The sequence below is a fragment of the Acinetobacter sp. YQ_14 genome, assembly GCF_043102985.1.
GTDB classification, from domain to species: domain Bacteria; phylum Pseudomonadota; class Gammaproteobacteria; order Pseudomonadales; family Moraxellaceae; genus Acinetobacter; species Acinetobacter venetianus.
In genome coordinates this window covers 1-12,775 of the sequence record NZ_JBICJJ010000009.1, presented here as the reverse complement: position 1 = coordinate 12,775, position 12,775 = coordinate 1, and the positions used below count along the sequence as shown (strand labels likewise).

8 protein-coding genes, 1 tRNA gene and 1 pseudogene are annotated in these 12,775 nt (G+C 42.4%); all 10 read right to left on the bottom strand.

What is annotated here, in order from left to right; translation table 11 throughout:
- Positions 1-147 precede the first annotated feature (147 nt).
- Positions 148-4,341, bottom strand: coding sequence for a DNA-directed RNA polymerase subunit beta' (rpoC, locus tag ACF8D3_RS04080; RefSeq protein ID WP_004876420.1), 4,194 nt, complete (start codon positions 4,339-4,341; stop codon positions 148-150).
- A 142-nt stretch (positions 4,342-4,483) separates the two neighbouring features.
- Positions 4,484-8,572, bottom strand: a complete 4,089-nt coding sequence (gene rpoB, locus ACF8D3_RS04075; protein WP_004876418.1) for a DNA-directed RNA polymerase subunit beta — start codon at positions 8,570-8,572, stop codon at positions 4,484-4,486.
- A gap of 309 nt (positions 8,573-8,881) precedes the next feature.
- Positions 8,882-9,253, bottom strand: coding sequence for a 50S ribosomal protein L7/L12 (gene rplL, locus ACF8D3_RS04070; RefSeq protein WP_004774018.1), 372 nt, complete (start codon positions 9,251-9,253; stop codon positions 8,882-8,884).
- A gap of 42 nt (positions 9,254-9,295) precedes the next feature.
- On the bottom strand, positions 9,296-9,802 hold the full coding sequence (gene rplJ, locus ACF8D3_RS04065) for a 50S ribosomal protein L10 (RefSeq protein ID WP_004876417.1): 507 nt from the start codon (positions 9,800-9,802) through the stop codon (positions 9,296-9,298).
- 245 nt (positions 9,803-10,047) lie between these two features.
- Positions 10,048-10,743 (bottom strand): 50S ribosomal protein L1, encoded by a 696-nt coding sequence (rplA, locus tag ACF8D3_RS04060; protein ID WP_004876415.1) that lies wholly within the window; start codon positions 10,741-10,743, stop codon positions 10,048-10,050.
- Positions 10,744-10,746: 3 nt separating this feature from the next.
- Positions 10,747-11,175 carry a 50S ribosomal protein L11 gene (gene rplK / locus ACF8D3_RS04055; RefSeq protein ID WP_004637639.1) on the bottom strand — a complete coding sequence of 143 codons (429 nt, stop codon included), beginning with the start codon at positions 11,173-11,175 and terminating at the stop codon, positions 10,747-10,749.
- 112 nt (positions 11,176-11,287) lie between these two features.
- Complete coding sequence (gene nusG, locus ACF8D3_RS04050) at positions 11,288-11,821, bottom strand: transcription termination/antitermination protein NusG (RefSeq protein ID WP_004876413.1); 534 nt, start codon at positions 11,819-11,821, stop codon at positions 11,288-11,290.
- Between the two features lie 7 nt (positions 11,822-11,828).
- Positions 11,829-12,269, bottom strand: a complete 441-nt coding sequence (secE, locus tag ACF8D3_RS04045) for a preprotein translocase subunit SecE (RefSeq protein WP_392470313.1) — start codon at positions 12,267-12,269, stop codon at positions 11,829-11,831.
- 76 nt (positions 12,270-12,345) lie between these two features.
- A tRNA-Trp gene (locus ACF8D3_RS04040) sits at positions 12,346-12,421 on the bottom strand.
- Positions 12,422-12,475: 54 nt separating this feature from the next.
- Positions 12,476-12,775: pseudogene (locus ACF8D3_RS04035) on the bottom strand (elongation factor Tu); the annotation flags it as partial.

The window sequence follows — 12,775 nt, the reverse complement described above, 5'->3', positions numbered from 1 at the left end:
AAAAATCATAATCTTCTTTTATGTGGAGTTTGATCACATTCTGTTATTACATTTACTGAATCGTTTAGTGTTTTGTAAAAGACGTACTCTTTTTAAGCTTTCAATAAAAAAAGGCACCCAAAGGTGCCTTTTTTGATCAGCGAGAACTTAGAACTGGTCTGAGTTCAATGCTTGACTAAATGCTTGGTCTACTTCACTAAAGTCATTGTGAAGTTCAAATTCAGCAGCTTCTGCTTCTTGACGACGACGCTCTAAGTGATATGCAAGGCCTGTACCCGCTGGGATCAAGCGACCCACAACAACGTTTTCTTTCAAGCCACGTAAATCATCTTCTTTACCTGTTACAGCCGCTTCAGTTAACACACGCGTTGTTTCCTGGAACGATGCAGCAGAAATGAACGAGTCAGTAGAAAGCGATGCTTTCGTGATACCCATCAATTGACGTTCAAACTTCGCAGGGAACTTGTTCTGAGCCAAGACAGCTTGGTTCTCTTGAACAACACGGATGTAATCCACTTGCTCACCTTTGATGAAGCTTGTATCACCGCCATCAGTGATATCAACTTTACGCAACATTTGACGTACAACAACTTCAATGTGCTTATCGTTGATTTTTACACCTTGGAGACGGTAAACGTCTTGAACTTCGTTCACGATGTAGTTAGTTAATGCTACTTCGCCTTTCAAACGTAAGATGTCATGTGGGTTTTGTGGACCATCAGAGATTGTCTCACCACGGTTTACATGCTCACCTTCGAACACGTTGATTTGACGCCATTTTGGAATCAATTCTTCGTAGATCTCAGAACCATCATCTGGCGTAATCACTAAACGGTTCTTACCTTTGGTCTCTTTACCGAAGCTTACAACACCTGATACTTCTGCAAGGATCGCATGCTCTTTCGGCTTACGTGCTTCGAACAAGTCAGCTACACGCGGAAGACCACCAGTAATATCACGAGTACGTGAAGTTTCTTGTGGTACACGACCAATGACGTCACCCACGCCAATCGTTTCGCCATCACGGACAGTTACGATTGTGTTCTGTGGCAAGAAGTAGAACTGTTCACCACCATCTGTTGTATCCAACACGATTGCTGGACGTAAATCTTTACCAGAAGCAGGACGTGCTGTTACAGGCAAGATTTCAACTGTTGTCATACCAGTTGCATCATCTGTCTTAGATGTTGCAGTTACACCATCAGCAATCTGGCTGAAACGTGCTTTACCAGCAACTTCGGTAACAAGTGGATGTGTATGTGGATCCCAAGTCGCTACAATACCGCCAGCTTCTACAGCTTCACCATCTTTCAACAAGATGCTTGCACCGTAAGGAAGCTTATAACGCTCGCGCTCACGACCTAAATCATCCGCAATACCAATTTCACCTGAACGTGAAACAGATACTTGGTGACCTTTGGCATGTTGTACAGTTTTCACGTTGTGGAAACGTACAGTACCTTTATTACGTACTTGAACACTGTTTGCAGCAGAAGTTCGGCTCGCAGCACCACCAACGTGGAACGTACGCATCGTTAACTGTGTACCTGGTTCACCAATTGATTGTGCAGCCATTACACCTACTGATTCACCTGGATTCACCAAATGACCACGTGCAAGGTCACGACCATAACAACGCGCACATACACCGAATGTTGATTCACATGCAATTACAGAACGGACTTTAACTTCATCGACACCTGCTTCTTCAAGCTGAGCAGCGATTTTCTCGTCAATGAGCGTACCACGTGGAAGAACCACTTCATCATCAGATGCACGACGTACATCTTCAGCTGTTACACGACCTAATACACGGTCACGTAATGGTTCAATAACGTCACCACCTTGAATGAATGGTGTCATTACTAGACCACCAGCTGTACCACAGTCAGATTCAGTAATTACCAAATCTTGTGCTACATCTACAAGACGACGTGTCAAGTAACCAGAGTTCGCAGTTTTCAATGCAGTATCGGCCAAACCTTTACGTGCACCGTGTGTCGAGATGAAGTACTGAAGTACTGTCAAACCTTCACGGAAGTTTGCTTTAATTGGTGTCTCAATGATCGAGCCATCCGGCTTCGCCATCAAGCCACGCATACCAGCAAGCTGACGAATCTGCGCCGCACTACCACGGGCACCCGAGTCAGACATCATATAAATCGAGTTGAATGATTTTTGCTTCTCGTCTTCACCTTGTTTGTTTTTCACAAGTGTATAAGACAAGTTATCCATCATCGCTTTCGCTACTTGGTCGTTTGTACGTGCCCAAATATCGACAACTTTGTTATAACGCTCGCCCGCAGTTACGAAACCTTGTTCAAACTGTTGTTCGATTTCACGAACTTCTGTTTCAGCTTTATCGATAATTGCATGTTTAGTTGGCGGAATAAGCATGTCTTCCATACCAACAGAAACACCTGAGCGAGTCGCTTGACGGAAGCCCAAATACATCAATTGGTCAGCGAAGATAACAGTATCTTTCAAACCAAGTTTACGGTAGCAAGAGTTGATTAACTTAGAGATGTTTTTCTTGGTCATCTCAAGGTTGATCGATTCAAAGCTTAGACCTTGTGGAACAACTTCCCATAACAAGCAACGGCCAGGTGTTGTATCAACAATAATGGTTTGTTTTTCACGGTTACCATTTTCATCAATAACAGTTTGGTGTACACGTACTTTTACGCGTGCATGGATTGCAACTTTACCAGTCGCCAACGCACGGTTAACTTCGTGAGTATCCGCAAATACCATGCCTTCACCTTTGGCATTTACCGCATCACGAGTGATGTAGTAAAGGCCCAAGACAACGTCTTGAGAAGGAACGATAATTGGCTCACCGTTTGCAGGCGACAAGATGTTATTTGTTGACATCATCAACGCACGAGCTTCTAACTGTGCTTCCAATGTCAATGGAACGTGTACCGCCATTTGGTCACCATCGAAGTCGGCGTTAAACGCAGCACATACGAGTGGGTGAAGACGGATTGCCTTACCTTCGATCAGGATAGGTTCAAATGCTTGAAGACCTAGACGGTGAAGTGTTGGCGCACGGTTCAACATCACTGGATGTTGACGAATAACGTGTGCTAAAACGTCCCAAACTTCAGGTGTTTCACGCTCAACCATTTTCTTCGCAGCTTTAATGGTTGTTGCTTGGCCAGAAGCTTGTAGTTTTGCGAAAATGAATGGCTTGAATAATTCAAGTGCCATTTTCTTCGGAAGACCACACTGGTGAAGACGTAAAGTAGGACCAACGGTAATTACCGAACGACCTGAATAGTCAACACGCTTACCGAGCAAGTTTTGACGGAAACGACCTTGTTTACCTTTGATCATATCTGCCAAAGATTTCAATGGACGTTTGTTCGAACCTGTAATCGCACGACCACGACGACCGTTATCAAGTAATGCATCAACAGACTCTTGTAACATACGTTTTTCGTTACGTACGATGATGTCTGGTGCAGCAAGGTCAAGAAGACGCTTTAAACGGTTGTTACGGTTGATCACACGACGATATAAATCGTTCAAGTCTGAAGTCGCGAAACGACCACCTTCAAGTGGCACAAGCGGACGTAAGTCTGGTGGAAGTACTGGAAGTACATTCATTACCATCCATTCAGGTTTGTTGTTTGAATCTTTGAAAGCTTCCATCAATTTCAAACGCTTAGAAGCTTTCTTAAGCTTCGTTTCAGACGTTGTTTGTGGAATTTCTTCACGTAAACGTGAAATTTCTGCTTCAAGATCAATATCTTTTAACAAATCCTGAACTGCTTCTGCACCCATTTTCGCAGTGAATTCATCACCGTGTTCTTCAAGTGCATTGTAGTATTCTTCGTCTGTTAAAAGTTGATACTTTTCAAACGGAGTCATACCAGGATCTGTTACAACATAAGATTCGAAATACAATACGCGCTCGATATCACGTAAAGTCATATCAAGAAGTAAACCAATACGGCTCGGTAATGATTTCAAGAACCAGATGTGTGCAACTGGAGAAGCAAGCTCGATGTGACCCATACGCTCACGACGAACTTTTGCAGTTGTTACTTCAACGCCACATTTTTCACAAATGACGCCTTTGTATTTCATACGCTTGTATTTACCACACAAGCATTCGTAATCTTTTACTGGACCAAAGATTTTGGCACAGAACAAACCGTCACGTTCAGGTTTAAAAGTACGGTAGTTAATGGTTTCAGGCTTTTTAACTTCACCGTGAGACCATGACTTAATCATCTCTGGTGACGCAAGACCAATACGGATACGGTCAAATTCAATAGGTGCATGACCTTCTGAATCCGTTTTCTTACGCATGATATCGAGCAAGTCTTTCAATTTTTTTCTCCGTGTGTCGGGAAGCTACGCTCACCCGACTGGGTCACAAATATTGTTTTTACTGAAATTTGGAAATCTCGAATCCCCCTTCATAAAGGGGGACTTTACCCCTCTTTCTCAAACAGGGGTTAGCGGAGATTTTTTAGTCACCATTTTTCAGTTCAATGTTGATACCTAAAGAACGGATCTCTTTGGTCAATACGTTGAACGATTCAGGCATACCCGGATCCATATAATGGTTACCATCTACAATGTTCTTATAGATGCGTGTACGACCTTCGACGTCATCCGACTTAACAGTAAGCATTTCTTGGAGTGTATATGCTGCACCGTATGCTTCAAGTGCCCATACTTCCATCTCACCGAAACGCTGACCACCGAATTGTGCTTTACCACCAAGCGGCTGCTGTGTAACAAGCGAGTAAGAACCTGTTGAACGCGCATGCATTTTGTCATCAACCAAGTGGTTCAATTTGAGCATGTACATGTAACCTACAGTTACAGGACGATCAAACTGCTCACCTGTGCGTCCATCAAACAATACCGTTTGACCAGTACGCGAAATGTCTGCCAATTCAAGTAAGTCTTTAATTTGACTTTCTTCAGCACCATCGAATACAGGTGTTGCCAATGGAACACCAGCACGCAAGTTACCTGAAAGTGCTAAAATTTCTGCGTCAGTTAAGCTATTCAGCTCTTCTTGTTCGCCACCAACCTTGTTATAAATCTTGTCTAAGAAATCACGTAGTTCTAACACTGTACGCTGTTCTTTCAACATTTTCTCGATTTTATCACCAAGACCTTTCGCCGCCATACCTAAGTGAGTCTCAAGAATCTGACCCACGTTCATACGTGATGGTACACCCAGTGGGTTTAACACGATATCAACTGGTACACCATTTGCATCATGCGGCATGTCTTCAACTGGCAAGATGTTTGATACAACACCTTTGTTACCGTGACGACCCGCCATCTTATCACCAGGCTGGATACGACGTTTAACAGCAAGGTAAACCTTAACAACTTTCAATACGCCAGTTGTTAATTCATCACCTGTAGAAAGTTTACGTTTCTTCTCAGCAAACTTCTCATCAATCTCGTAGCTCTTCTCTTTCAAGAACACTTGAATTTGAGTTAAACGCTCAGCAATTGCTTCATCATTTGGCTGGATTTCAAGTAAATCAACAAGCTCTAAACCAGACAATACGTCTTCAGAAAGTTTATCGCCACGTTTAGTCGAACCACCACCGTTAGATTCTTGACCTTTCAACAAACGAACAATACGTTCACGTGCTGCTTCTTCGAAGATTTTGTATTCTTCTTTCAAGTCTTTACGGTATGCATCAAGCTGAGCTTTTTCAATTGCCTGTGCACGCTCATCTTTTTCCAAACCATCACGAGTGAAGACTTGAACATCGATAACCGTACCTTTAGTACCAGACGGAACACGTAAAGAAGAGTCTTTTACGTCAGCCGCTTTTTCACCAAAGATTGCGCGAAGTAATTTTTCTTCAGGTGTTAATTGAGTTTCACCTTTAGGCGTTACTTTACCAACAAGGATATCACCCGCAGTCACTTCAGCACCAATATAAACGATACCAGACTCATCCAATTTAGACAGTGCAGCTTCACCTACGTTAGGAATATCGGCAGTAATTTCCTCTGCTCCTAACTTAGTATCACGTGCTACACATGACAATTCTTGAATGTGAATCGACGTTAAACGGTCTTCTTGAAGTACACGCTCAGATAATAAGATCGAGTCTTCGTAGTTATAACCGTTCCATGTCATGAACGCGACACGCATGTTTTGACCAAGCGCAAGTTCACCCATGTCAGTCGATGGACCGTCAGCCAAGATGTCACCACGAGCAACTTTGTCGCCTAATTTCACGATAACATTTTGGTTAATACATGTATTTTGGTTTGAACGTGTATATTTGATGAGGTTATAGATATCTACACCTGCCTCACCTGCGATCATTTCATCTTCGTTTACACGAATAACGATACGAGATGCATCAACATATTCAATTGCACCACCACGATCGGCGATCACACACACACCAGAATCACGTGCTACGTTTGCTTCCATACCCGTACCAACAAGCGGCTTGTCAGCACGTAAAGTTGGAACAGCCTGACGTTGCATGTTTGAACCCATTAATGCACGGTTCGCATCATCGTGTTCAAGGAATGGAATCAATGATGCTGCAACAGAAACAACCTGCTGTGCAGAAACGTCCATATGAGTTACGCGCTCAGGCGACATACGTACGAATTCACCTTGATGACGTACAGAAACCATTTCTTCAGTCAAGTTGCCATCTTTATCAACAGCAGAATCGGCCTGTGCAATGACAGTACCCACTTCTTCAATTGCAGATAAATATTCAACATCGTCAGTTACGCGACCATCTACAACTTTACGGTATGGTGTTTCCAAGAAACCGAAGTCATTCGCTTTTGCATAAACAGAAAGCGAGTTGATCAAACCAATGTTTGGACCTTCAGGCGTTTCAATAGGACAAACACGACCATAGTGAGTTTGATGTACGTCACGTACTTCGAAGCCCGCGCGTTCACGAGTCAAACCACCAGGACCAAGCGCAGATACACGACGTTTGTGTGTAATCTCAGACAATGGGTTGTTTTGGTCCATGAACTGAGATAATTGGCTTGAACCAAAGAATTCTTTGATTGCAGCAGCAACTGGTTTTGCATTGATTAAATCTTGCGGAGACAAGTTATCTGTTTCTGCTTGGCTTAAACGCTCTTTAACAGCACGTTCAACACGAACTAAACCAACACGGAATTGGTTTTCTGTCATTTCACCAACAGAACGCACACGACGGTTACCTAAGTGGTCGATATCGTCGACTTCACCTTTACCGTTACGAATTTCAACCAATGTACGCAGTACATCAATGATATCTTCGTGCGATAAAATACCTTCAACTTCTCGTGACTTCTGATCAGTACCCACTTCGTAAGGACGACCCAAACGACGGTTAAATTTCATACGACCTACTGGAGAAAGGTCATAGCGCTCAGAAGAGAAGAATAAGTTATTGAATAAGTTCTCAGCAGCTTCTTTCGTCGGTGGTTCACCTGGACGCATTACTTTATAGATTTCAACAAGTGCTTCTTCACGACCTGTTGTTGTATCTGCACGTAATGTATCCGCAACGAAAGGACCACGGTCGATGTCATTTGTAAACAGAATGTTAAACTGTTTAACGCCACCTTCAGCGATCTTCACCATGATTTCATGGCTAAGCACCGTATTTGCAGGAATCACATCACCACTTTTCAGTGTGATGTCTTCAGCAGTAATACGCTCATATAAATATTCATCAGGTACAGAAAGCTTCGCTAAGTTTGCAGCTTCCATTTGACGTACGTGACGTGCATTAATACGTTTGCCTTGTTCAACGATTGTTTTACCATCGTTATCCAAGATATCAAATTGCGCCATTTCACCACGTAAACGATCTGGAACGAGGTCAATTTGATAGCTACCCATATCTAGATATACAGGTACTTTTTCGTAGAACAAATTCAAGATTTGTTCATTTGTATAATTCAAAGCACGTAAAATCACAGTCGCCAACAATTTACGACGACGGTCAATACGTACGAATACTAAATCTTTAGCATCAAATTCAAAATCTAACCATGAACCACGGTAAGGAATAATACGTGCTGAATACAACACTTTACCGCTAGAGTGGGTTTTACCTTTGTCATGGTCAAAGAATACGCCTGGTGAACGGTGTAATTGAGATACGATTACACGCTCTGTACCGTTGATAACAAATGTACCGTTATCGGTCATGAGTGGCATTTCACCCATGTAAACTTCTTGTTCACGAACGTCTTTAATTGATTTCGTTTCACGATCTTTGATGATCAAACGAATTTTTACGCGCATTGGTGCTGCATAAGTTGAACCACGTAAAATACATTCACGTACGTCAAACTCAGGCTTACCAAGACTATACTCAACAAATTCTAAAGCAGCATTGCCAGAATAACTTTCAATAGGAAAAACTGAACGAAATGCGGCTTGGAGACCGATATCTTCGCGATTTTTTGGAGTTTTACCGTCTTGCAAGAATGTACGATACGAATCGACTTGAATCGAAAGCAAGTACGGTGCATCCATTACTTGGGGCAATTTACCAAAATTCTTACGGATCCGTTTCTTTTCGGTATATGAGTATGCCATCTGGAGTCCTCGGAAAGTAAACCAAACCCGCCTGCAGAACGGGTTTGGAAGGAATTACGCAGGCCGATATGGCCACCACTGTTTACAAATGCTGCAATTTTTAGTGGTATTAAAACGCTTAACAATATTTTTATAAGCAAAAAAATATTGGTAAGCGTTTGATATTCAGTCGTTTATTCTAATTACGCACGTATTACAAGCAAAACTAACAAAAAACGAGCCGATTATTGTAACGCAAAAAGGCTGATGACCCAAGAGCCATCAGCCATTTTTTGGAGCCGATTATCAAAAAACCGACTCCCTACAGAATTACTTAAGTGTAACTGTAGCACCAGCTTCTTCAAGCTTCTTCTTAAGTTCTTCGCCTTCTTCTTTAGAAACGCCTTCTTTAAGAACAGCAGGAGCGCCTTCAACCATATCTTTAGCTTCTTTAAGACCAAGACCAGTAGCTTCACGAACTGCTTTAATTACAGCAACTTTGTTAGCACCGAAAGAAGTCAACTCAACGTTGAATTCAGTTTGTTCTTCAGCAGCAGCAGCGCCAGCACCTGGAGCAGCAGCAACAGCTACAGCAGCAGCAGATACGTTAAATTTTTCTTCGAAAGCAGAAATTAATTCAACAAGTTCAAGAACTGTTTTTTCAGCAACTGCGTTTAAGATTTCTTCGTTAGTTAAAGCCATGAGAATAACTCCAAATGGATATTGAATGGTGTGAAAATAGGATTAAGCCGCTTCTGACTCGTTTTTCTCTTTGAGTGCTGTAATAAGGCGACCCAATTTCGAAATAGGAGCTTGAAGAACAGAGGCAAGCATAGTAAGCGCTTTCTCTTGGTTCGGAAGGTTTGCAATAACGCTAACTTCTGCACCTTTATAAAGTTTGCCATCAAATGCAGCAGCTTTAAGTTCAAATGCTTTGTTAGTTTTCGCAAATTCTTCGAACAAGCGTGCAGCTGCACCCATGTCGTCTTCAGAAGTAGAGAAACCGAGAATTGTTGGACCAACAAGGTCGTCATTCAAGATATCGAATTGAGTACCTTCGAATGAACGCTTAGCCAAAGTGTTACGCACAATACGTGTAGTAACACCTAACTTACGAGCTTCAACACGAAGTGTTGTTAATTGCTCTACAGTTAAGCCTTGGTAGTCAGCAACAACGGCAGAGAACGCTTTAGAAGCAACTTCGTTTACTTCTGCAACGATCTGTTTTTTGTCTTCGATAAGAAGAGCCATTGTAAAACCTCCTAACGGTGATTTATGCACTCAAATATGAGTACACTCCCAATTCGTAAGCCTTTCGACCTACACGTGGAGGAGGAACAAATCACACCACCACGTCTACTCAGGCTGGTTTATTAAGAAAAATATTCGAAAATATTTCTCGCCTGAGGTCTTTGACGCTGATAAATATTCATTTATCAATTCAAAGTTTGCTCAGATTCTTATATAAGAATCTGAGGCTTTAAAATTCTTTCTAATTACTTAGAAACGTTGTTTACGTCAATTGCAAGACCAGGACCCATAGTTGAGCTCAAAGTGATCTTTTTAACGTATACACCTTTAGAAGTTGCAGGTTTTAAACGTTTTAAATCTGCAATTAAAGTTTCAACGTTTTGACGAACAGCATCTTCACTGAAGCCTAATTGGCCAATCGCAGCGTGGATGATACCCGCTTTGTCTACACGGTAACGTGCTTGACCAGATTTAGCATTCTTAACCGCACCAGCAACATCAGGAGTTACTGTACCCACTTTAGGGTTTGGCATTAAGCCACGTGGACCAAGAATCGTACCTAACTTACCAACAACGCGCATTGCATCAGGAGCAGCAATCACTACGTCGAAATCAAGATTTCCACCTTGAATGCTTTCAGCAAGGTCATCAAAACCAACGATGTCAGCACCAGCTTCTTTTGCAGCTTCAGCAGCAGCACCTTGAGCAAATACTGCAACACGTACAGTTTTACCAGTACCAGCAGGTAAAGTAGTCGCACCACGAACAACTTGGTCAGATTTACGTGGATCTACACCAAGGTTTACAGAGATGTCTAAAGATTCTTTGAACTTCGCAGCTGGAAGGCTGTTAAGAACTTGTACTGCTTCTTCCAAAGTGTAAACTTTGTTTGCTTCTACAGCAGCAGCGATGGCTTTTTGACGTTTAGTTAACTTTGCCATGTCTTATAGCTCCACTTCCAAGCCCATAGAACGTGCAGAACCAGCGATGGTACGAACACGAGCGTCTAAATCAGCACCAGTTAAGTCTGGTTCTTTAGTAGTCGCAATTTCTTCTAATTGAGCACGAGTCAACTTACCAACTTTAGTTTTGTTAGGTACAGAAGAACCCTTTTGAATACCAGCAGCTTTCTTAAGAAGAATAGATGCAGGTGGAGTTTTCATGATGAAAGTGAACGACTTATCGTTGTACACAGTGATCACGACAGGAATTGGCAAACCAACTTCAAGTTTTTGTGTAGCAGCATTGAATTCTTTACAGAAAGCCATGATGTTTACACCACGTTGACCTAAAGCAGGACCAATTGGTGGAGATGGATTTGCTTTACCAGCTGGAACTTGCAGCTTGATATAGCCGTCAATCTTCTTAGCCATTGAAAATTTCCTCTGGGTACAGACGCCGCTAGGCTCCCCAAAAAATTAAACAACACCGAAGTGTTAGAACAACAATGCCCGATCAAATCGGGCGCTTTCCAACCAATTCAAATTAAATCGTTTTTTCGACTTGACGAAATTCGAGTTCAACTTGAGTTGGTCGATTAAATACATTAATCGTCAACGTTAAACGTGACTTATCGTATTGTACTTCCTCCACGACCCCTTTAAAGTCTGTGAACGGACCATCAATAACGAGCAATTCTTCACCCGGCTCAAACATCGTCTTAGGACGAGGTGCCTCACCAGTATTACGTACACGAGCAAGAATCGCATCTGCTTCACGCTGTGAAATAGGTGCTGGTTTCTCTGGTGTTCCACCAATAAAACCAAGAACCTTTGGACATTCTTTTACAATGTGCCAAGTATCATCATTCATTTCCATTTCGACTAATACATAGCCCGGAAAGAATTTACGTTCAGATTTGCGCTTCTTCCCATCCTTCATTTCTACTACTTCTTCAGTAGGAACAAGGACTTCACCAAAGCTATCAGCTACCGTGCTACGTTGAATTCGTTCATTAAGTGAACGCATCACTTGTTTTTCAAAACCTGAATAGGCATGAATAATATACCAACGTTTCATGGCGCTCTTACCCGATAATTAACTTAATAAACCAACCTAACCCGTAATCGAAGCACCACAACACTAATGATGCTACAACCACAACCAAAAGAACCTGCCACGATGTCGTGATCGTCTCTTGTTTTGTAGGCCAAGTCACTCGACGCAGTTCAATTCGTGCATCTTGCAACAAGCGCACAAAGCCTTTACCTTGATGGGTGGCGTATAATAAACCTAAAGCGACGACGATACAAGCCAAAATTACCCCAATGCGCACCCAAATATCATTTGCAGGCGCCCAATAGGCTGGTAAATGCTGATTTACCAATGCTGAACCGACGAATAAAGCTATAGCAATCAACCACAAAACAGCATCAAGTGGAGAACCTGAACTTACAACTTCCGCAGCATTATTTCTTTGAGGGATTGGCGCGTCGCTTAATGCGTCACGCGATTTATCATTCGACATTTTTTTACTCGTCGTAGAATTCGCGACTTATTATATGACAACTCAGCCAGAATTAAGCTTTTTTATAAAAAAAAAGTGGCAGGCCAGGAGGGACTCGAACCCCCAACATTCGGTTTTGGAGACCGACGCTCTACCAATTGAACTACTAGCCTATTATGCAAATCGAAAGCCGAAGCTTCCGATTTGAGTGTAACACAGTATTGGGCTTATGCAGTTACTTTAGCAACAACACCAGCACCTACAGTACGACCACCTTCACGGATCGCAAAACGTAGACCTGGGTCCATTGCGATTGGGTGGATTAATTCTACTGACATTTCAACGTTGTCACCTGGCATTACCATTTCAACGCCGTCTTGTAACTTGATTGCGCCAGTTACGTCAGTTGTACGGAAGTAGAACTGTGGACGGTAACCGTTAAGGAATGGAGTATGACGACCACCTTCTTCTTTAGAAAGTACGTATACTTCTGCGTCGAATTTAGTGTGTGGCTTGATTGAACCTGG